This window comes from Nesterenkonia halobia, from assembly GCF_039536005.1.
Taxonomy (GTDB): domain Bacteria; phylum Actinomycetota; class Actinomycetes; order Actinomycetales; family Micrococcaceae; genus Nesterenkonia; species Nesterenkonia halobia.
The window spans coordinates 110525-130448 of the sequence record NZ_BAAAYG010000014.1; the positions used below are offsets into that span (position 1 = coordinate 110525).

The 19924-nt window shown below is 72.9% G+C and carries 19 protein-coding genes; 4 read left to right on the top strand and 15 right to left on the bottom strand.

Going from position 1 to position 19924, the window contains the following annotated elements; genetic code table 11:
* Positions 1–6: 6 nt before the first annotated feature.
* From ABD652_RS12890 to clpS, 7 genes are all read right to left on the bottom strand, one after another.
* Positions 7–1158 (bottom strand): 3'-5' exonuclease, encoded by a 1152-nt coding sequence (locus ABD652_RS12890; protein WP_344722015.1) that lies wholly within the window; start codon positions 1156–1158, stop codon positions 7–9.
* Complete coding sequence (gene rdgB, locus ABD652_RS12895) at positions 1155–1814, bottom strand: RdgB/HAM1 family non-canonical purine NTP pyrophosphatase (RefSeq protein ID WP_344722017.1); 660 nt, start codon at positions 1812–1814, stop codon at positions 1155–1157. The genes ABD652_RS12890 and rdgB overlap by 4 nt, the downstream gene beginning before the upstream one ends.
* Entirely contained in the window at positions 1814–2581 is a 768-nt protein-coding gene (rph, locus tag ABD652_RS12900; RefSeq protein ID WP_344722019.1) for a ribonuclease PH, read from the bottom strand. Before rph ends, rdgB begins: the two co-directional genes overlap by 1 nt.
* 78 nt (positions 2582–2659) lie before the next feature.
* Complete coding sequence (locus tag ABD652_RS12905; protein ID WP_344722021.1) at positions 2660–3484, bottom strand: MBL fold metallo-hydrolase; 825 nt, start codon at positions 3482–3484, stop codon at positions 2660–2662.
* Positions 3475–4491: a glutamate racemase gene (murI, locus tag ABD652_RS12910; RefSeq protein WP_344722023.1), complete on the bottom strand. Its 1017-nt coding sequence runs from the start codon at positions 4489–4491 to the stop codon at positions 3475–3477. Before murI ends, ABD652_RS12905 begins: the two co-directional genes overlap by 10 nt.
* Positions 4488–5270 (bottom strand): DUF2017 family protein, encoded by a 783-nt coding sequence (locus tag ABD652_RS12915; RefSeq protein WP_344722025.1) that lies wholly within the window; start codon positions 5268–5270, stop codon positions 4488–4490. The genes murI and ABD652_RS12915 overlap by 4 nt, the downstream gene beginning before the upstream one ends.
* Positions 5271–5275: 5 nt before the next feature.
* Entirely contained in the window at positions 5276–5584 is a 309-nt protein-coding gene (gene clpS, locus ABD652_RS12920) for an ATP-dependent Clp protease adapter ClpS (RefSeq protein WP_344722027.1), read from the bottom strand.
* Between the two features lie 18 nt (positions 5585–5602).
* Between clpS and ABD652_RS12925 the strand changes: the two genes are divergently transcribed.
* Positions 5603–6946 (top strand): nicotinate phosphoribosyltransferase, encoded by a 1344-nt coding sequence (locus ABD652_RS12925; protein WP_344722029.1) that lies wholly within the window; start codon positions 5603–5605, stop codon positions 6944–6946.
* A 93-nt stretch (positions 6947–7039) separates the two neighbouring features.
* On the opposite strand, the gene ABD652_RS12930 is transcribed toward ABD652_RS12925, so the two are convergent.
* Entirely contained in the window at positions 7040–7603 is a 564-nt protein-coding gene (locus tag ABD652_RS12930; protein ID WP_344722031.1) for a helix-turn-helix domain-containing protein, read from the bottom strand.
* A gap of 166 nt (positions 7604–7769) precedes the next feature.
* Here ABD652_RS12930 and ABD652_RS12935 point away from each other — a divergent pair, with 166 nt between their 5' ends.
* Positions 7770–8843, top strand: a complete 1074-nt coding sequence (locus ABD652_RS12935; RefSeq protein WP_344722033.1) for an FAD-dependent oxidoreductase — start codon at positions 7770–7772, stop codon at positions 8841–8843.
* A 91-nt stretch (positions 8844–8934) separates the two neighbouring features.
* Complete coding sequence (locus ABD652_RS12940; RefSeq protein ID WP_344722035.1) at positions 8935–9579, top strand: isochorismatase family protein; 645 nt, start codon at positions 8935–8937, stop codon at positions 9577–9579.
* 94 nt (positions 9580–9673) lie between these two features.
* Here the strand turns inward: ABD652_RS12940 and ABD652_RS12945 are convergent, their stop codons facing one another.
* The 7 genes from ABD652_RS12945 to ABD652_RS12975 form a co-directional block, all read right to left on the bottom strand.
* Positions 9674–10450, bottom strand: a complete 777-nt coding sequence (locus ABD652_RS12945; protein WP_344722037.1) for a hypothetical protein — start codon at positions 10448–10450, stop codon at positions 9674–9676.
* 579 nt (positions 10451–11029) lie between these two features.
* On the bottom strand, positions 11030–12772 hold the full coding sequence (locus ABD652_RS12950; protein WP_344722105.1) for a DEAD/DEAH box helicase: 1743 nt from the start codon (positions 12770–12772) through the stop codon (positions 11030–11032).
* Between the two features lie 201 nt (positions 12773–12973).
* Entirely contained in the window at positions 12974–13363 is a 390-nt protein-coding gene (locus ABD652_RS12955) for a DUF3039 domain-containing protein (RefSeq protein WP_344722039.1), read from the bottom strand.
* A 117-nt stretch (positions 13364–13480) separates the two neighbouring features.
* Positions 13481–14488, bottom strand: a complete 1008-nt coding sequence (locus ABD652_RS12960) for a zinc-dependent alcohol dehydrogenase family protein (protein WP_344722041.1) — start codon at positions 14486–14488, stop codon at positions 13481–13483.
* A gap of 96 nt (positions 14489–14584) precedes the next feature.
* Complete coding sequence (locus tag ABD652_RS12965) at positions 14585–16270, bottom strand: transporter (protein ID WP_344722043.1); 1686 nt, start codon at positions 16268–16270, stop codon at positions 14585–14587.
* Positions 16255–17109, bottom strand: a complete 855-nt coding sequence (locus ABD652_RS12970; protein ID WP_425574590.1) for an ABC transporter ATP-binding protein — start codon at positions 17107–17109, stop codon at positions 16255–16257. Before ABD652_RS12970 ends, ABD652_RS12965 begins: the two co-directional genes overlap by 16 nt.
* Positions 17110–17208: 99 nt before the next feature.
* Positions 17209–18246 (bottom strand): co-chaperone YbbN, encoded by a 1038-nt coding sequence (locus ABD652_RS12975; RefSeq protein ID WP_344722047.1) that lies wholly within the window; start codon positions 18244–18246, stop codon positions 17209–17211.
* A 288-nt stretch (positions 18247–18534) separates the two neighbouring features.
* Between ABD652_RS12975 and ABD652_RS12980 the strand changes: the two genes are divergently transcribed.
* Complete coding sequence (locus ABD652_RS12980) at positions 18535–19911, top strand: AI-2E family transporter (protein WP_344722049.1); 1377 nt, start codon at positions 18535–18537, stop codon at positions 19909–19911.
* Positions 19912–19924 lie beyond the last annotated feature (13 nt).

Genomic DNA, 19924 nt, shown 5'->3' on the forward strand with positions numbered 1-19924 from the left:
GCCGGCTCAGCCGGCGGTCTCAGTCGGCCGGCTCAGCTCGCCGACCGGGCAGTCGGTGACGTCGCGGGCGATCGGCCACGCCTCCCCGAGCAGCTCGGCGAGCTCCGGCTCGGAGAGCAGCCGGAGCGGCTGACCGCCGGCCAGCCGGCGCAGCGCGTCGCGGGCCTTGTTGCTGGCCAGCGGCCCGTCGAGCAGCACCGCCGCCTCCGAGGCCCCGCCGGAGACGCCCTCGGCGGCGTCGACGCCGGCGCTGACCGCGGCCAGCTCCTCGCCGGTGGCGCCGTCGCCGACGACCAGCATCGTCGTGCCGGCGGTGACCCGTGAGCTCGTCCGCGCCCCGTGGGCGGCGGCCAGGCGCTTCGCCTCGCCGCGGGCCACGCCGAGCCCGCCGGTGAAGACCAGATGCTGGCCGTACAGCGGGTGGGCGGGATCCGCCCCGACGGCGGGCGGAAGATTCCGCCCCTCGTCCTGCCAGCGCATCAGGTCCGGCAGCTCCTCGTCGTCGACGGTGATCCGCCGGGCGTCGAAGATGGGGCCCATCGTGCGCACCTGGCGGGTCGCCCGCGACTCGCGGACCGGGCGTCCCCGCCAGCGCGGCAGGTCGTGGGTCTGCAGCCCCAGCGCGGCGCCGAGACCGTCGAGGTCATCGGTCGCGCGCCGCGCGGCGATGTGCACCGCCACCGCCGCACAGGCTCGCGCGTCGTCGAGGGCATGATGATGATGGCGCAGCTCGTGGCCGGCCGCGGCGGCCGCCGACGGCAGCGCATGGGACTCCAGAGCCAGGACCTCCCGGGAGAGCTGGACCGTGCACCAGGCCCGCAGTCCCGGCGAGGACATCCCGCTGACCTCCAGCGCCGAGCGGAAGACCTCGACGTCGAAGGCGGCGTTGTGCGCGACCAGCACGTCCTCGCCGACGAACGCGGAGATCTCGGCGAAAAGCTCGGCGAAGCGGGGACGATCGGCCACCTGCTCGGCGCTGAGCCCGTGGACGGCGATGTTGGACGGGTCGAAGCGGTCGAAGCCCTCCGGCGGGCGCATCGTCGCGTAGTAGGCCTCGACCTCGACGCCGTCGCGCACCCGCACCAGTCCGATGGAGCAGGGCGAGCCGCGGAACCCGTTGGCCGTCTCGAAGTCGACGGCGGTGAAGTCCAGGCTCACCGGCCGTCGTGCTCCTGATCCGCCGCCCCGCCGGCCAGCGCCGCGGCCATCGGCGCACGCAGCGCCGCGAAGGCCTTCCCGCGGTGCGAGACGGCGTTCTTCTCGGCCATGCTCAGCTGGGCGCAGCTGCGCGTCTCGCCGTCGGGACGCAGGATCGGGTCATACCCGAACCCGTCCTCGCCTCTGGGCTCGGTCAGCAGCGTGCCCGCGAGCCGACCATGACGGACGATCTCCGTGCCGTCGGGCAGCACCAGAGCCGCGCAGCAGACGAAGGCCGCCGCCCGGTGCTCCGCGCCGATGTCGGCGAGCTGCTCGAGCAGCAGCTGCAGGTTCGCCGCGTCCGAGGCCTGCGCCCCGGCCCAGCGGGCGGAGAAGATGCCCGGCGCCCCGCCGAGGACGTCGACGGCGAGCCCGGAGTCGTCGGCGACGGCGGCCAGGCCGGTCTCCGCGGCGACGGCGCGGGCCTTCAGCAGCGCGTTCTGCTCGAAGGTCACCCCGGTCTCGGCCACCGGCGTGCAGCCGGCGGCGCCGGCGTCGACCACGGCGCTCTCCAGGTCCACCCCGGCGTCCGAGACCTCCGGAGCCTCGGCCAGCAGGGCCCGCAGCTCGCGCAGCTTGCCCTGATTATGGGTCGCCAGCACCAGAGCCGGACGCATCAGGACCGCCCTGACGTCGTGGGCAGCTCCTCGGCCAGCGCCCGCCGCTGGTGCTCGGTCAGCTCGGAGGTGCCCTGCAGGGCGAGGTCCAGCAGCCGGTCGAGCTCGCCGCGGCCGAACGCCGCACCCTCGGCAGTGCCCTGGATCTCGACGAAGTCGCCCTCGCCGGTGGCCACGACGTTCATGTCCGTCTCTGCCGTGGAGTCTTCGGTGTAGGGCAGGTCCAGCACCGGCGTGCCGTCGGGCAGGATGCCCACGGAGATCGCGGCCACCGAGCTGGTCAGCACCTTCGCCGAGCGGGCGACGTGGCCCTGCCGGCGGGCCCACTCGATCGCGTCGGCCAGCGCGACATAGGCGCCGGTGATCGCCGCGGTGCGGGTGCCGCCGTCGGCCTGCAGCACGTCGCAGTCCAGCGTGATCATGTTCTCCCCGAGGGCCTGGGTGTCGACGGCGGCGCGCAGCGCGCGGCCGACCAGCCGGGAGATCTCGTGGGTGCGTCCGCCGATCTTGCCCTTGACCGACTCGCGCGGCGAGCGGCTGCCGGTCGCCCGGGGCAGCATGGCGTACTCGGCGGTGACCCAGCCGCTGCCGCGGCCCTTGAGCCAGCGCGGCACCGTCTCCTCGAAGGACGCGGTGCACAGCACCCGGGTGCCGCCGAACTCGATGAGCACCGAGCCCTCGGCGTGGGCCGACCAGCCGCGGGTGATGCGCACCTCGCGGAGCTGGTCGGGGGTGCGTCCGTCGCTGCGCAGATGGTTCTCAGTCACGCTGTGTTCTCACAGTCCTCTCGGGAGTTCAGGGGGGTTGCTCAGGAGTCCACGGGATGGCTCGGGGAATCCAGGGGGTCAGGCTTCGGCGACGGTCCGTCGCGGCGGGGCCGGCTCGACCTGGTAGGTCACGCCGGCCACGGCCACTGCGAGCTCGCCGTCGTAGACCTCGCGGGCCTTGTCCAGCAGGGTCCGCTGGGAGGTCCAGACCGGGATGTGCGTCAGCAGCATGCGCCCGACGCCGGCCTCGGCGCCGGTCAGCCCGGCGCGGCGCCCGTTGAGGTGCACGCCCTCGAGATGGTCGTCGCGGCCGTCCTCGAAGGCGGCCTCGCAGAGCAGCACGTCAGCTCCGCGGGAGGCCTCGATCAGCCCCTCGCAGGCGTCGGTGTCGCCCGAGTAGGTCAGCGTGCGCACCTCGCCGCCGGCCCCTTCGGCGACCTCCACGCGCAGCGCATAGGCCTCCTCGATGGGATGGCGCACCGGCACCGGGGTGATGGTGAAGGGGCCGACCGTCTCCGCGGTGCGCGGCCGCCAGTCGCGGAAGTCGAAGTCCGGGTGCATGCCCGGATCGGTCTCCAGCCCGTAGGCGCTGGCGATGCGCTCGTCGGTGCCGGTGGGCCCGTACACCGGCACATGCTTGCCGGGCCAGCCGCCGGGGCGCCAGCGGATGGCCACGTGCAGCCCGCAGAGGTCCATGAAGTGGTCCGGGTGCAGATGGGTCAGGCAGACGGCGTCGAGGTCCTCGAGCGCCATGTGCTGCTGCAGCTTCCCCAGCGCGCCGTTGCCCAGGTCCAGGATGATCCGCCAGGTGCGGCCCTCATGCTCGGCGCTGAGCAGATAGCAGGAGGCCGGGGACTCCGGCCCGGGGAACGACCCGCTGCATCCGATGATCGTCAGTTCCATGTGCTGCCCAGCCCTCGGTCGACGTCTCCGCCGGCGGGACGCGTGCCCGCCGCCGGGTCGACCGGCTGTCCGGCGGCCCCGGCGGAGACGGCGTCCCCCGACGATCCTCTCGCTGCCGCCAGCATATCCGGGGTGATCCTCCGGATCACACCGGTGGGATAGGTCTCGGTGACGTGGTCGATGCGGCGCACCGAGGCCACCTCGGGCCCCAGGAACCGCCGAGCGAGCTGCTGGAAGGCCGCGGAGTCGCCGGTGGAGAGGAAGCTGTGCTCTCCCGCGCCGGGCGTGTCGCCGGCGTTGAGCAGCCCGTGGCGGGTCAGCGCCGCGAAGAGGTCCTTGGCCGTCTCCTCGGCCGAGGAGACCAGCGTGACCTCCTCGCCCATGACGTAGGAGACCACGCCGGTCAGCAGGGGATAGTGGGTGCATCCCAGCACCAGCGTGTCGACGGCGGCGGCCTGCAGCGGAGCCAGGTACTCCTCGGCCAGGGCGATCAGCTCGTCGGAGGCGGTGACCCCGCGCTCGACGAACTCGACGAAGCGCGGACAGGCCGCGCCGTGCACCTGCAGATGCGGGGCCGCGGCGAAGGCGTCCTCATAGGCCCGCGAGCCGATCGTCGCGGCAGTGCCGATGACGCCGATGCGGCCGCTGCGCGTGGCCGCGGCCGCGCGTCGCGTCGCCGGCTGGATGACTTCGACCACCGGGATCCCGTACCGGGCGGTGTATCGCTCCCGCGCGTCGCGCAGCACGGCCGCCGAGGCGGAGTTGCAGGCGATGACCAGGGCCTTGACCCCGGCGTCGACGAGCTCGTCCATCACCCCCAGCGCATGGGCGCGGACCCGGGCGATGGGCAGCGGCCCGTACGGGCCGTGGGCCGTGTCGCCGATGTAGATCAGCCGCTCGTCGGGCAGCTGGTCGAGCACCGCGCGGGCGACGGTCAGGCCGCCGACGCCGGAGTCGAAGATCCCGATGGGGGCCTGACGGCCGCGATCATGGCCGTCGACGGTCATGCCCGTCGACCGTCCGCGGCTCCGCCCTCGGCGTCGTCGGCGTCGGTATCAGCGTCGGTGTCAGTGTCTTCGGCGTCGGCGTCAGCGGCCGCGTCCTGCGCGCCGTCGTCGGGCAGCGCCTCGAGCATCGCGGAGAACAGCGTCTCCTGCAGCCAGGTGACGAAGGTGTAGACCTCGGCCATGAACGTCTCCTGGTCACCGCCGTCGTCGCGCACCGCGCGCTGCTGGACCGCCTCGGCGTCGGCTTCGTCCTCGATGCCGATCCGGGCGGACAACGTCAGCCGCACGTCGTTCAGCGCGCGGCCGAGCATCGGCGCCTGCTCGTCGGTGACCTGCACCGGCGAGGACTCGAGCAGCATCCGGGCGGCGCGCAGATCGGCGATCTTCGCCGCCCGCAGCGACGACTCGCTGAGCCGACGGAAGCGCCCGGCCTCCTCGTCGTCGGTCGAGGCGTCGGGCAGCAGCCGGCGCAGCACCGGGTCCTCGGGAGCGGCGAGCGAGTCGTCGCCGTCGAGGCCGGCCAGCTCGGCGCTGAAATGCGCGAAGACCGAGTCGTCCATGCCGGCGTCGGGGGTCGCGTCGGCAGGTGCGTCGGCGGCCTCGCTCGCCGGCGCGGCGTCGTCGGCGTCGCCAGCGTCGTCAGCGTCGTCGGAGACGTCCTGGGTGCGCCCCTCGAGGATCGTCACGACGTCCCCGCAGAGGCGGCTGAGCAGCCGACGCTCGTGCTGGTCCAGCTCGGCGCGGCAGCCGCGGGTGGTGGATCGGAAGGCAGTGGCCACGGTGCTCAGTTCTCCTCGAGGGTGGCCTGCAGGCCGTAGTGGTGCATGGCGGTCACATCGCGCTCAGCCTGCTCACGGCTGCCGGTGGCGACGACGGCGCGGCCCTTCTCGTGGACCTGCATCATCAGTTCGTGGGCGCGGTCGGACGAGTGGCCGAAATAGGTGCGGAAGACCCAGCTGACGTATGACATCAGATTCACCGGGTCGTTCCAGACGACGACGTGATACGGACGCTGCGCCGCGGCCCGGACCGAGGTCTCCTCCTCGAGGTCGGTCTCTCCGCGGGCGAGCGTCGACCCTGCAGTGGAGCTCATAGTCGATATTCTACGCTGGTGACCGTGACACAGACATCCGAGGCCGCGGGCGCCGAGCCCGGCGACTCCACCGCGCTGCGCACCGACCAGTACGAGCTGACCATGGTCCAGGCCGCCCTGCGGTCCGGGGCCGCCCACCGGCGCTGCGTCTTCGAGGTCTTCGCCCGCAGCCTGCCGGCCGGACGCCGCTACGGCGTGGTCGCCGGCACCGGCCGGCTGCTCGAAGGGCTGGCCCGATTCCGCTTCACCGCCGAGCAGCTGGGCTGGCTCGACGACCGGGGCATCGTCGACGAGCCGACGCTGGAGTTCCTGCGCGACTACCGCTTCTCGGGCACGATCACCGGCTACGCCGAGGGCGAAGTCTATCTGCCCCATTCGCCGGTGCTGCGCATCGAGTCCAGCTTCGCCGAGGCCACGCTGCTGGAGACCTACATGCTCTCCGTGCTCAACCATGACTCCGCCGTCGCCTCGGCGGCCTCCCGGATGACGCTGGCCGCCGTCGACCGCCCCTGCGTCGAGATGGGCTCGCGCCGGACCCAGGAGGCCAGTGCGACCGCCGCGGCGCGGGCGGCGATGATCGCCGGCTTCTCCGGCACCTCGAACCTGGAGGCCGGCCGCCGCTGGGACGTGGCCACGCTGGGCACCGCCGCCCACGCCTTCACCCTGCTGCACGACTCCGAGCAGGAGGCCTTCGCCACACAGGTCGAGGCCTTCGGCCCGTCGACCTCGCTGCTCGTCGACACCTACGACGTCGCCGCGGGCGTCCGGCGCGCCGTCGAGGCCGCCGGCGCCGAGCTCGGCGCCGTCCGGCTGGACTCCGGCGATCTGGTCGAGCAGGCCCACGAGGTCCGCCGACTGCTCGACGAGCTGGGCAACACCTCCACCCGGATCATCGTCACCTCCGATCTGGACGAGTACGCCATCGCCCGTCTGCAGTCGGCACCGGTGGACTCCTACGGCGTCGGCACCCAGCTGGTGACCGGCTCCGGGGCGCCCACCGCCTCGATGGTCTACAAGCTGGTCGAGCGCACCGACGCCGACGGCGCCGCCGTCCCGGTGGCCAAGACCGCCGTCGGCAAGCGCAGCGTCGGCGGGGTCAAGCACCCACTGCGCACCTACGGGGCCGACGGCTCCGCCACCAGCGAGCTGATCGGCGTCGGCGGCGCCCCCGACCCCGAGGGACGCGCAGTGCGGGAGCTGATGGTCCCGCTGGTCGTCGACGGCGAGATCCGCGCAGAGCACACCGGCGCGGCCGGCGTCGAGGCCGCCCGCGAGCGCCACCGCGCCTCAGTGGACGAGCTGCCCACGGCCGCGCACCGGTTGCAGGACGGCGAGCCGGTGCTGCCGACCGTCTTCGACTGACGCCGCACAGCCCGCTCCCGATGCGATGAGTCGGCGGAAAGCGTGGGAAAGGCGAAGCATTCCCACGCTTTCCGCTGACTCATCGCCGTCGTGTCAGGGCTCGGAGGTGACCCGGGTGCGGACGTGTTCGCCGGACTCGTTGAAGATGCCGATCACCTCGGCCGACTCCGGACCGGGCGCGCTGAACGCGTGCGGAGTGACAGTGTCGAACTCCGCGGCCTCGCCCGGATGCAGCAGGATCTCCCGCTCCCCGAGCTGCAGGCGCAGCCGGCCGGAGATCACATAGCACCAGTCGTGGCCGGGGTGGCTGTGCAGCTCCTCGGCGGGCAGCGGCGGACGCGGGGCATAGGTCAGCTTCATCGCCTGCACGGGCGCGGACTCCGGCGAGAGCGGCTGCACATGCATCTCCTCCTGCCGCCAGCCGTCGCGACGGACGCGCGGGTCGCCCGGTTCGACGGCGATCAGATCGTCGACGCCGATCCCCAGGCTGCGCGTCAGCGGCAGCAGCAGCTCCAGGCTCGCCTGCCGCCTGCCGGACTCCAGCCGCGAGATGGTGCTCGCCGAGACTCCGGCGGCCCGGGCCAGCCGGTCGAGCGTCCAGCCGCGCGCGGTGCGGGCGGCACGCAGCCGCAGACCGACCTGAGCGAGTGCGTCCATCGGTGCTCCTGTCTTCGCTTCCTGCCTCGCGTCCTGCCTCATGTCCTATGCCCCGTCGCGCCGCAGCATGACCGGGCCGACGATTCCCCGCTGTCCAGCATGGGCAGTTCTTGCCGATTCCGCAAGATGTATTTCTGAGAATCGGTCGCAGGAGGACGATGAAAGCATGAACTCCGCAGCCCACGTCTCCAGCACCTCCGACCACCACGACCAGCCCGACCAGCCCGACCAGCCCGACCATCCCGGCCGACCCGACCTCCACGACGTCATCGTCGTCGGCGGCGGGGCAGCCGGCCTCTCCGCGGCCCTCGCCCTGGGCCGCGCCCGGCGCGACACCCTCGTGCTGGACCTCGGCGCCCCGCGCAATCGCTTCGCCGCCGGCATGCACACCGTCCTCGGCCACGAGGGCCTCGCCCCGGCGGAGCTGCTGCGCCGTGGACGGGCCGAGGCCGCCGGCTACGGCGTCTCCTTCGCCGCAGTCGGCGCGGCGGAGGTGGCCGAGGAGCGCGACGAATCCCTCGGCACCGCGGCCCCGCCGCGGCTGCGCGTCACCGACACGGCCGGCGTCGTCCGCCGAGCCCGCGCCGTCGTCGTCGCCACCGGAGTGACCGACCGGCTGCCGGAGATCCCAGGTCTCGCCGAGCACTGGGGCACCGCTGTGCTGCACTGCCCGTACTGCCACGGCTGGGAGGTCGGCGACGCCCGGCTGGGCGTGCTGGCCGCCGGCCCGATGAGCCTGCACCAGGCCGAGCTCATCCGCCAGTGGAGCGATCGGCTGACCTTCTTCAGCGCCGCGGCCGAGCCGCTCGAGCAGCGGACCCGCGAGCGGCTCGCCGCCCGCGACGTCATCGTCGAACCGGCTCCGGTGGTCGAGGTCGTCGGCGACGGCGAGCGTCTGCACCGCGTTCAGCTGGCCGACGGCCGGCAGGTCGCCGTCGACGCACTGTTCACCGCCGGCGAGCTGATCCCGCACGACGACTTCCTCGATGGTCTCGACCTGGAGCGCGCCGACACCCCGGCAGGACGCTTCCTGGCGGTCGACCAGGGCGGACGCACGAGCCACGAGCGGATCTTCGCCGCCGGCAACATCGCCCAGCCGATGGGCACCATCCCGGCGGCGATGAGCACCGGAACCCTGGCCGGGGCCATGGCCTCCATGACCCTGGTCACCGAGGACTTCGACCTGGCCGAACGCGCCGGACGGGACCTCGGGCGGCAGGCCGGGCGCGAGCCGGCCTGAGGCTCCGCCCGGCGAGCGCCCCGGCCGGTGTCCGGCTGCACCGGACGTGCAGTAGCGTGGAAGGGACAGCCCGCCGACAAGGAGGATCATCATGGCCGAGGCCCTGATCATCGTCGACGTCCAGCATGACTTCTGCGAAGGCGGTGCGCTGGCCGTCGACGGCGGCGCGCGCGTCGCCGGCGAGATCAGCGAGCATCTGGAGGACGCCCACGCCCAGTACGACGCCGTGGTCACCACGCAGGACTGGCACATCGACCCCGGATCGCACTTCTCCGAGACCCCGGACTTCCGGACCTCCTGGCCGGTGCACTGTGTGGCCGGCACTCATGGGGCCGAGCTCCACGACGATCTGGACACCGACCACGTCGACCAGCCCTTCCTCAAGGGGCTCTACAGCGACGGCTACTCCGGCTTCGAGGGCCTGGTCGGCGATCCGGAGAAGGTCGGCACGTTGGAGGGCGAGAAAGGCACCAAAGTCGGCGCCGCCGACGCCGTCGCCGACGACGCCGAGGACCTGCACGCGTGGCTGGCCGATCGGGAGATCGATGCGGTCACCGTGGTCGGGCTGGCCACCGACCACTGCGTGCGCGCCACCGCGCTGGACGCCGTGGAGAACGGCTACCAGGTGCGCGTGATCCGTGAGCTCACCGCCGGCGTGGACGAGACGGCGGTGGCCGAGACCTATGAGGAGTTCGCCGAGGCCGACATCGAGATCGTCCGGCTCGACGAACTCTGATCTCCGACCGGGGAGCCGGAGTCGGGGCCTTCCGGGCCGGCACTGCACACCTGATGCGTCACCGCAGCTGGTATTCATCGCCTCCCACGGCACATCAGGTGTGACGTGAGACGCCGCGGAGGGCCAGCCGTCGTTCCAGGCGCCGGGGCTCCTCGAGATCCGCCCACCGCCAGCGCACCACGCGCCGGCCCGTCGCGAGCTCGACGTCGTCCTCGCGCCACTTCTCCCGCCAGTACACCCCGGCCGGATCAGTGCCGGAGAGACGATCGGCGTCGTCATACTTGACGCGTCCGTCGAACTCTCCGAAGACGCCGTCCTCCTCCCAGTCGAAGTCAAGACGCACCACGCGTCCGTCGGGCAGGTGCACGGACCGCTGGAGCGTCGGCGCGACGAAGCCCAGCTCATCGATGAGCACCCGAGAGCGCGACTCGCCGACCGATTCGCTGCGCCCGTCGGCGAACTCCCGCATCGCGTGCCACCGGCGCTGGGCGCGGCGCGATCCGAGCCAGCCTTCCACATCGTCCAGCTCCCCCGAGCGCGTCCTGACGAGACCCGCGGCCAGTCCCTCGCCGCGGCCCGCGAGCGCCGCATCCAGGCAGACCACGGCCTCCTGCCGCGACATCTGCGGGATCGTGTCCACCAGGGCGAAGGCCGCCGGCTCCACGGCGACGGTCACCGGCGTGCCGTCCGCCAGCAGCACTCCGGAGACGCCGCGCTCGACGGCCCGCGTCTCAGCGGGACCCGCCCAGTACTCTCGGCGAGCAGCCGCGGCTGACCAGCCGTGCGGCACAGGAGGCAGAAGACGCCGGACCGGGAACGGGGCCAGCGCCTCCGAGTCCATGGGTCCGAGCTCGGCGGCTCGGACCACCACGGAGCTCAGTCGCTGTCTCGGGCAGTTCCCGGTCATCGCCGGACCCCGGCTGCGACCGGCGCGACCCCGACCGGCCACGCGGATCTGCAGTTCGCCAGGATCTCGGAGCATCGGCAGTCCGTGGACGAGGAGCGCCGACTCGCGGCAGAAGACCGTCCCCGGCCGGAAGAGCGCGATCGCGGCCACCTGCGCCGCCGCCCGACGACGACGCGGGGCCGCGAGCCAGGCCAGGGTCTCGACGAAGACCCCCGGTCGGAGGCGGAGAAGATCTCCGCGATCCACAGCACGCCGCAGGGTCGATCGAGAAGGGGATCCTCCGCCGTCGCCGACGATCAGTCGGAGCGGCGACGGGGAGACGTCCGACGCGCGATGAGCCATGCGCCCATGATCACCGCTGGGGCCCCCGCGGCGAAGGGAGAAGGCGGCCGCTGTGGAGAAGCATCGGACCGCCGAAGCATCCGCACACCGGATGTGTCACCCAGGGTGGTCCGCCGCCCGATGAGTGACACATGAAGTGTGATCCGTCACCGCATCGTCCCCTCTCCCGGCAGGCCCGACCCCGCTCCTCCCGGGACCGCCTCACTTCCGGCCGACGAACCAGTTCTGCAGCTTCTTCAGCCGCTCCTCCAGCTGCGCCTGGGTCGCCTGCCCGACCTGCGGGCCGCCGCAGGCCTCGCGCAGCTTGTTGTGGATCGTCCCCTGGTGCATGCCGGTCTTCCCCGCATAGGCCGAGACCGACTTGTTCAACTCGCCGCGCAGCTTCTTCAGCTGCCGGTGGTCGACGACGTCGGCCGCCCGGTCCTGCGCATCCTGCGGGCGACGCCTGATCTGCTCGGCCTGATGCTGGCGCAGCAGCGTGGAGACCTGTTCAGGCTCCAGCAGCCCCGGGATGCCGAGGAAGTCGCGCTCCTCGTCCGACCCGACCTCTCCGCCGAGTCCGAACTCGTCGCCGTCGAAGAGCACGCGGTCGAAGGAGGCGTTGGAGTCCAGCGCGGCGAAGGATCCGCGGGCCAGCTCGTCGGAGGCCTTCTCCTCCGTCTCCGCCTCCTCGAGGAGCTCGTCGTCCAGGCCCTCCTCCTCGTCGGTCGTCTGCGCCGACTCGGGGACCTCGAGCGCGTGGTCGCGCTCCGCCTCCAGCTCATTGGCCAGATCCGTCAGCGTCGGCACCGAGGGCAGGAAGACGCTGGCGACCTCGCTGGCGTTGCGCCGACGCACGAAGCGCCCGACCGCCTGGGCGAAGAACAGCGGCGTCGACGTCGAGGTCGCATAGACCCCGACGCAGAGCCGCGGCACGTCGACGCCCTCGGAGACCATCCGCACCGCGACCATCCAGTACTTCGAGCCGTCGGCGGTGAACTCCTCGATGCGCTCGGAGGCCTCGTCGTCGTCGGAGAGCACCACTGTGGTCTTCTGGCCGGTCAGCCGGTCCAGCTGGGCGGCATAGGCGCGGGCGTGCTCGTGGTCGGTGGCGATGACCAGCCCGCCGGCGTCCTCGACGCGGTCGCGGACCTTCAGCAGCCGCTGGTGCGCGGCGGCCAGCACCTGCGGGATCCACTCGCCCTCCGGGTTGAGGGCAGTCCGCCAGGCCTGCTGGGTGATGTCCTTGGTGGCGGCCTCGCCCAGCTGGGCCTCCATCTCCTCGCCGTCGGAGGTGCGCCAGCGCATCGTGCCCGAGTAGGCCATGAAGACCACCGGGCGCACGACCTTGTCCTGCAGCGCCGGGCCGTAGCCGTAGGAGTAGTCGGCCTTCGACCGGCGCACTCCGTCGGCGTCCTCGACGTAGTCGACGAACGGGATCGGCGCCGTGTCCGAGCGGAACGGCGTGCCGGTCAGCGCCAGCCGCCGCGCCGCCGGCTCGAAGGCCTCGCGGATGCCGTCGCCCCAGGACAGCGCGTCGCCGGCGTGATGGATCTCGTCGAGGATCACCAGCGTGCGCCCGGCGTCGGTCTTGTTGCGGTGCAGCGCCGGCTTGTTGGCCACCTGCGCATAGGTCACCGCGACGCCGAGGAACTGGCGGCCGTGCCGGCCGTCGGCGTTCTTGAAGTTCGGGTCGATCGCCAGCCCCAGGCGCGAGGCGGCGTCGGCCCATTGATGCTTCAGATGCTCAGTGGGAGCGACGACGGTCAGCCGGTTGATCTCGCCGGAGTCGACCAGCAGCTTCGCCACCCGCAGCGCGAAGGTCGTCTTGCCGGCTCCCGGCGTCGCGACGGCCATGAAGTCCCGCGGCCGTCGCTCGATGTAGAGGTCCAGCGCCTCCTGCTGCCATTGGCGCAGCTTCGGTGCGGTGCCGCGCGCCGCCCGGTGAGGATAGACCGGCGGCATCGACGAGCCGACGTCGCTGCCGACGTCGAAGAGCGACTCCGTCTGAACGCCCGAGGAATCAGTCACAGCTGTGCAAGCACCCTTGGAAGGTCGGGGATGGGGATCCGCCGTCGGCGGAGCAGGCGCGACGCGGCGCCAGCGCGCACGGCACCTGCCGGACGGCCGCAGAGCCGTCCGGCAGGTGCCGTGCGCGGTGTCGGACTACTTGTTGCGGCCGAAGCCGAAGAAGCCGCCGCCGGACTTGCCGGAGTCGGAGTCGTCGTCGCCGCCCTGCATCTCCTCGTAGATCTCCTTGCATTCAGGGCAGACCGGGAAACGCTGCGGGTCGCGGGAGGGCACCCAGACCTTGCCGCAGAGGGCGACGACGGCGTCGCCCTCCAGCGCGGACTCCATGATGCGGTCCTTCTTCACGTAGTGGGAGAACCGCTCGTGGTCGCCGGGCTGGGCCTGCTGCTCCTGCTGCTCCCGCTCGATCGTGGCGGCGCCGCCGGAGGACGGCGAGGCGTCCGGGTCGGCGGTGTGCAGACGGACGTCGAGGTCCTCCTGGCCGGAGACCTCGGCGGTGGAGTGGCTGTGTGCGTGAACCATCATGTCCCCCATTCTACCGGCCCGCGACGACTCGGCCAGATCCGGGGCGGAGGCCGGATAGACGCTCCGATCTCTGCCCCAGTCTCGCCGTCCTCGCCGTCCTCGCCGTCCTCGTCGGTCTCAGTGCTCCAGGACGATCTTGCCGATGTGCCGTCCCGACTCCTGATGCCGGAAGGCCTCGGCCATCTGCGCCAGCTGGAAGCTGCTGTCGATCACCGGGCGGATGCCGGTGGTCTCCAGCGCCCGGACCAGCTGCTGCTGATGCGCCCGGCTGCCGACGGCGACGCCGTGCAGCGTGGCCTGCCGGCCGAGCAGCGCCCCGGTGGGCACCTCGCCGGTCACCCCGGTGAGCACCCCGATCTGCCAGATGGCCCCGCCGACGGCGACGGCCTGAAGCGACTGCGGCAGCGTCCCGGCGCCGCCGACCTCGACGACGTGGTCGACGCCGCGGCCGTCGGTGAGCTCGCGGACCCGCCGACCCCACTCGGAGTGCTCGGTGCGGTCGATCGTCGCGGCGGCGCCGAGCTCCTCGAGCCGACGCCGCTTCTCCTCCGAGGAGGTGGTGGCGATGACTTCGGCGCCCATCGCGCGGGCGATCTGCAGCGCGATGATCGACACCCCGCCGGTGCCCAGCACCAGCACCGACTGACCGGCGCTGAGCCCGCCGTCGGCCACCAGCGAGCGCCAGGCGGTGACCCCGGCCGTCGGCAGCGTGGCGGCCTCGGCATGGCTCCATCCGGACGGGGCCCGGGTGAAGGACGTCGCCGGACGGACGACCACCTGCTGGCCGAAGCCGTCGATCCCGTCGCCGGGCACCTGGGAGAACTCTCCGGTGGTCGGCGGCCCGTCGAACCAGGTGGTGAAGAAGGTCGAGACCACGGCGTCGCCGACGGCGAACTCCTCGACGCCGGCGCCGACGGCCTCGACCTCGCCGGCGCCGTCGGCCATCGGCACGCGTCCGGCGGCGGTGGGCATGGCGCCGGCGACGATCGCGTAGTCGTGGAAGTTCAGCGAGCTGGCGTGCACGCGCACGCGGATCTCGCCGGCGCCGGGTTCGCCCGGATCGGCGACATCCTCGACGGCGAGACGGTCGAGCCCTGCGGGAGCGGGGACGGTGACACGGCGCATGGCGGCATTCCTCTCGGGCGGGGGACGGCGGCGGACGTCACCGGAGGACGACGTCCGCCCGGACCAACAGCGCATGCCGCGGCGCTGTTCCCGGGCTCAGTCGCTGACCTGCTGGAAGAGCTCGGGCTGATGCCGGTCGTAGACGCGGGCGCCGAGCCGGATGCCCAGCACCAGCAGCCCGATCCCCTTGAGCAGCGTCACCGCGACGAGCACCGGCACCAGCCAGTCGAGCGCGGCGAGCGTCCAGACGATCCAGAGCACCAGCTCCGGAAGCATCGTCGCGGCCATGACCAGCATCGAGCCGAGCTGCACCATCATGGTGCGGCCCGCGGCCCCGGGCGGCTGCTTGAACGGGCTGTCGCCGGGCCGCGGCACCGGATAGGTGAAGCGCGCCGAGACCAGGCTGGAGATCCCCGTGGACGCCAGCAGCAGACCCAGGCTGACGGCGGTGGTCAGCACCACCGCCGTCGCGTCGCCGACCAGCGCCGCGGGCAGGATCGCGGCGACCAGCGTCGCCGGCACGGCGAAGGTCAGCAGCGCGACCGCCCGCCCCAGCCGATCGTCGACGCCGCGCACTCCGGCGGTGACATGCAGGCTGAAGGCCGAATGGTCGTAGGAGACGTCGGCCGAGATCCCGAAGCCCAGCATGAACGCGACGAGCAGCCCCAGCCCGTAGAGCGTCCAGTCGGCCTGGGTCTGCAGATGCAGCATCACCGCCACCGCCACCAGGCCGGGCAGCACGATCAGCGAGCCGCCGTAGCGCGGATCGCGCATCCAGTAGATCAGCGCCCGCGCCGCGACGGCCGCCCAGGGCCGGTCCGGGACCAGGCCCAGCACCCCGAGGCCCCGCCGGCCGGCGGAGCGCGAGGCCGCCGGAGGACGGGGACGCTCGGTGATCCGCAGCAGCCCCGCCCGGATGACCAGCAGCGCGACGGCCATCGTGGCGACCACGATCACCAGCCGCAGCCCGACGGCGGCCCAGTCGCCGCCGGCGACGTCGGCCGGCACCGCGGCGGCCGCACCCAGCGGCGTGGCCGCCAGCACGGCGGTGATCGCCGGCAGCGCCTCGGCGAGCGTGTCGAAGGAGTTCTGCACCGCAGTGGTGATCGGCCAGATCATCACCGCCAGACCAACGCCCAGCACTGCGAACAGGTCGCGCGCGCGGCGTCCGGAGAACCAGGCGCTGGCCGCCGTCGTCGCGGCCTGGCTGAGCAGGCTGAGCATGCCCAGCGTCACCGGGGCCATGACCAGCGCGGCGAGCATCGCCGCCGGGTCCGCGCGCCAGTAGAGGAGGTGTCCGGCCTGCCAGAGCAGGGTGAGCACTGTGGAGATGGAGACCAGCCCGCAGAGCACCAGCGCGAGGACGAGCTGCCGCCGGCCGATGCCGTAGGGGATCAGCTGACGCGGATCCATCACACTGTCGCCGCCGGTGAGGAAGAGCGGCACCAGCACCCAGATCAGCGTCGCCCCCGCGCCGAGCAGCACGGAGACCGTCGCCCGGGAGTCGACGGCGATCTCCTGGCCGCCGGCGACCGCCAGGCCCACCGCGATCATGCCCACCACTCCCAGCCCGTAGAGCAGCGCGAAGATCGTGCCGACGAGCTGCCAGGTCGAGCGCGTCATGCCGTTGCCCAGCAGCCGCAGCTTCAGTCGCAGGAGGACGGCGATCATGCTCGGCGGCTTCGTCGGCGCCGCCGGTGCCGTCACCGCCGCCGTCGCCTGCCCCGGCGCTCCCGTCGACGCGGGCGCCGCACCCTCCGGCGGGGTCACAGGCGCAGCCACGAGAGCTCCTCTCCCCCGCCCTCGGCGCCGACCAGCTCGACGAAGCGGGCCTCCAGATCGGCCCCGCCGCGGACCTCGTCGGTGGTGCCGGCGTCGAGCAGCCGCCCGTCGGCGATGATCCCGACGTGGGTGCACATCCGCTGCACCAGGTCCATCACATGGGAGGAGAGGATCACCGTGCCGCCGGAGGCGACGTAGCTGTCCAGCAGCCCGCGGATGGTCCGGGCGGAGACCGGGTCGACGGCCTCGAAGGGCTCGTCGAGCACCAGCAGCTGCGGGGCGTGGATCATCGCCGCGGCCAGGCCGATCTTCTTCGTCATGCCGGCCGAGTAGTCGGCGACGAGCTTGCCGGCGGCCTCGGCGAGCCCGAGCACCTGCAGGAGGTCCTCGGTGCGCTCGGCGACGGTGGCACGGTCCATCCCGCGCAGAAGGCCGGAGTAGGTCACCAGCTGCCGTCCGGTGAGCTTGGTGAACAGCAGCACGCCGTCGGCGAGCACGCCCATGGCCTGCTTGGCCCGCTGCGGCGAGGCCCAGACGTCGACGTCGCCGACGGCGGCGTGCCCGGCGTCGGGCCGGAGCAGACCGGTGGCCATGGACAGCGTGGTCGTCTTGCCCGCACCGTTGGGGCCCACGAAGCCGTAGAACGAGCCGCGCGGCACCGTCATGTCCAGCGCATCGACGGCGAGCGTGTCGCCGAAGCGCTTGGTCAGTCCGTGCAGGGTCAGCGCCGGCGTCTCGCCGGGCGCCGCGCCGGACGGGGCGGAGGGCGCCGGCGCGGCGACGTCCTGGGGGTCCGCGGCGGTCGACGACGCCGACGAGCCGGACAGTGGGATGCTCATCATGTCCGGCAGATTAGGCCATGCGGCAGAGCCTGCCATCCGTCGCAGGGATGATCCCGGCGGATCAGCACCTCATCGGGATCGGCGCGTGCCGTCCCCTCAGAACAGCGCGCGGGCCAGCTGCTGCCGCGACTTGTTCACCCGCGGGTCGGAGTCGCCGACGATCGAGTACAGCTCGACCAGATGCGCCCGGGCCGTCTCCCGATCCTCGCCGGGGTGCTGCTGGATGAAGCGCACCAGCCGGGCGAAGGCGTCCTCCACATGGCCGCCCAGCACGTCGACGTCGGCCACCGCCGTCTGCGCGTCGACGTCGTCGGGCGCGTCGGCGGCCGCCCGGCGGACCTGCTCGACGTCGGCGTCCTGGGTGCGCTTCATGAGCTTCACCCGGGCCAGTCCGACAGTGGCGTCCTCGTCGCCGGGCTTCTGCCGCAGCGCCTCCTCATAGGCGGCGACCGCACCGTCGAGGTCTCCGGCCTCGAGGGCGTCATGGGCCTTCTGATGCTCCGGCGGCAGCTCCGGCTCCGCCTCGGCGCCGCCCGCGGCTCGGGTGGACTGCGGCGGCAGCGGCTCGGTCATGCCGTTCTGCGTCGCCGCCTGGACCAGCTGCGGGACCAGCTGGTCGAGCTGCTCGGCCGGCACCGAGGCGTCGAACTCGCCGACGGGACGCCCGCCGAGGAACGCCGTGGCCACCGGCACCTGGTCGGCGCCCTGCGCCTGGGCGATCTCCGGGCTGGAGGCGTCGATCTCGGCCATCAGCACGCGCCCCTGCTGGGCGTCGACGGCGTCCTCCAGCCGGGTGCGCATCTGCTCGGAGGCGTCGTCGGCCCCGTGGATCAGCACGACCACCGGCGCCTGGGACGAGAGCTGCACGACCTGCTGCAGCTGCTGGGCCTGCACGGCGATCACCCAGCTGTCGGCCCCCTGGCCGCCGCCGGATGCGGCCGGCTGCTGCGCCGCCCCCGTCGGGCGGCTCGGTCGACTCTGCTGGCCCTGCTGGCCCTGCTGGCCGCCGGCCAGCGCCGAGAGGTCGACGGCGCCGCGCGAATCGACCCCGCGCGGCTCCTCGGCGCCTCCGGCGGGCGCGGCGCCGGCGCGCGGGTCTGCGGAACGCGGGTCCTCGGGTCCGGGCTGGGTCACGGGGCACTCTCCTGTGCTGCTGGTCGTCGCTGTCGGAATCATCGTCGGCCTCGCTGTCGGGATCCCTGCTGAGATCCCGTCGACCGGGCGCGGTGCGCCGCCGTCGTGGATGGCCGCAACACTCACGATAGTATCCCCGTCCCGCCCAGACATATCCTGCTCCTCCGCGAGGAGGCGCAGGACCGAGCCCTCGCGACCGACGCCGCGGCCCGCCGACCGCGGCGTCGGCGGAGAGCGTGCCGGCGTCGGCTCCTCGGCCCCGACGGCGCCAGTGGCTAGGGTGGTGCTGTGGACTCTCTGCGACGAGGGCGACGCCGCATCGCCCGCCTGACGGCCCCGCTGCGTTCCCGCTTCGCCTCCGGGCGCGCGGCCCGCGCCCGGGCCGCGGACCGGCGCCCGCGCTACGACGCCCACGGGCTCCCCATCTTCGAGGAGGCTCCGGGCGAGCCGCGCCGCGCGCCGCACCTCGGACCCGACGACTCCCCGGACTCCGGCCCGCAGGGTCCCGCGACCGACGACGGCGACGGCGCGGCGGCCGAGCCCGCGCCCGGGGCCTCCGCCGGCTCCTCCGCGGCACACCCGGTGCCGACGGCCGACGCCGGCATGACCGTCCACCACTCCACCGCCGGCGTGCTGGCACGTCCCATCTACACCGGCTTCATGTTCACCGTCGGCGTGGGCCTGGCTCTGCTGCTGTTCTACATCGGCCAGTCCAACACCCAGCTGCTGATCTGGATCGGCGCGGCCCTGTTCATCGCCCTCGGACTCGACCCGATCGTCCGCGGGCTGGAGCGACTCGCCCTGCCGCGCCCGCTGAGCGTGGCGATCACCATGCTCGGCTTCGTCGGCGTGCTGGCCGGATTCCTCGCGGCGGTGATCCCCGTGGCGACCCGGCAGTTGTCGACATTCGGCCAGTCGGTGCCGGAGCTCATCGACGACATCTCGTCCTCGGACTGGTTCCGCCGCCTCGACGAGACGCTGGGGCTGCAGGAGATCGTCGATCGCGAGCTCAGCCGCTTCGTCGCCGACCCGACGGCGGTGACCGATGCGCTCGGCGGGATCTTCGGCGTCGGCGCGGCCGTGCTGACCACCGGCGTCGGCCTGCTCGTGGTGCTGGTGCTGGCCCTGTACTTCCTGGCTTCGCTGCCGACGATGAAGGCCTGGGCCTATCGGCTCGCGCCCGCCTCGCGGCGGCCCCGTCTGCAGCATCTCGGCGACCGGATCCTCGACGGCGTCGGCCAGTACGTCATCGGACAGGCCTGCGTGGCCGTGCTGAACGGCCTCGTGGCCTTCGTCGCGATCCGCCTCGCCGAAGTCCCCTTCGGGGCGCTGCTCGCCGTCGTCGTCGGCATCCTGGCCTTCATCCCGCTGGTCGGCGGAGTCACCGGCGGGGTGCTGGTCACGCTGATCGCGCTGACGGTGGACTGGCAGACCACGCTGACCTTCGCCGTCGTCTACTTCATCTATCTGCAGATCGAGGCGTACTTCGTCTCCCCGCGCATCATGTCCCGGGCGGTGCGCATCCCCGCCGCCGTGGCGGTCATCTCGGTGATCGCCGGCGGCGCGCTGCTGGGGATCCTCGGCGCGCTGATGGCCATCCCGCTGGCCGCGGCGGTGATGCTGGTCATCCGCGAGGTGCTGATCCTCCATCAGGATCGGCGGTAGCGTCCGGGCCCGG

What these genes read in the sequence shown, in the direction of transcription:
- ABD652_RS12940 (WP_344722035.1), top strand. Translation starts at nt 8,935, where the DNA reads ATGGCCGAGGCCCTGATCATCGTCGACGTCCAGCATGACTTCTGCGAA.
- clpS (WP_344722027.1), bottom strand. Translation starts at nt 5,584, where the DNA reads ATGAGCTCCACTGCAGGGTCGACGCTCGCCCGCGGAGAGACCGACCTC.
- rdgB (WP_344722017.1), bottom strand. Translation starts at nt 1,814, where the DNA reads ATGCGTCCGGCTCTGGTGCTGGCGACCCATAATCAGGGCAAGCTGCGC.
- ABD652_RS12960 (WP_344722041.1), bottom strand. Translation starts at nt 14,488, where the DNA reads ATGCGCCGTGTCACCGTCCCCGCTCCCGCAGGGCTCGACCGTCTCGCC.
- ABD652_RS12970 (WP_425574590.1), bottom strand. Translation starts at nt 17,109, where the DNA reads ATGAGCATCCCACTGTCCGGCTCGTCGGCGTCGTCGACCGCCGCGGAC.
- ABD652_RS12930 (WP_344722031.1), bottom strand. Translation starts at nt 7,603, where the DNA reads ATGGACGCACTCGCTCAGGTCGGTCTGCGGCTGCGTGCCGCCCGCACC.
- ABD652_RS12905 (WP_344722021.1), bottom strand. Translation starts at nt 3,484, where the DNA reads ATGGAACTGACGATCATCGGATGCAGCGGGTCGTTCCCCGGGCCGGAG.
- ABD652_RS12950 (WP_344722105.1), bottom strand. Translation starts at nt 12,772, where the DNA reads ATGCCGCCGGTCTATCCTCACCGGGCGGCGCGCGGCACCGCACCGAAG.
- murI (WP_344722023.1), bottom strand. Translation starts at nt 4,491, where the DNA reads ATGACCGTCGACGGCCATGATCGCGGCCGTCAGGCCCCCATCGGGATC.
- ABD652_RS12935 (WP_344722033.1), top strand. Translation starts at nt 7,770, where the DNA reads ATGAACTCCGCAGCCCACGTCTCCAGCACCTCCGACCACCACGACCAG.
- ABD652_RS12955 (WP_344722039.1), bottom strand. Translation starts at nt 13,363, where the DNA reads ATGATGGTTCACGCACACAGCCACTCCACCGCCGAGGTCTCCGGCCAG.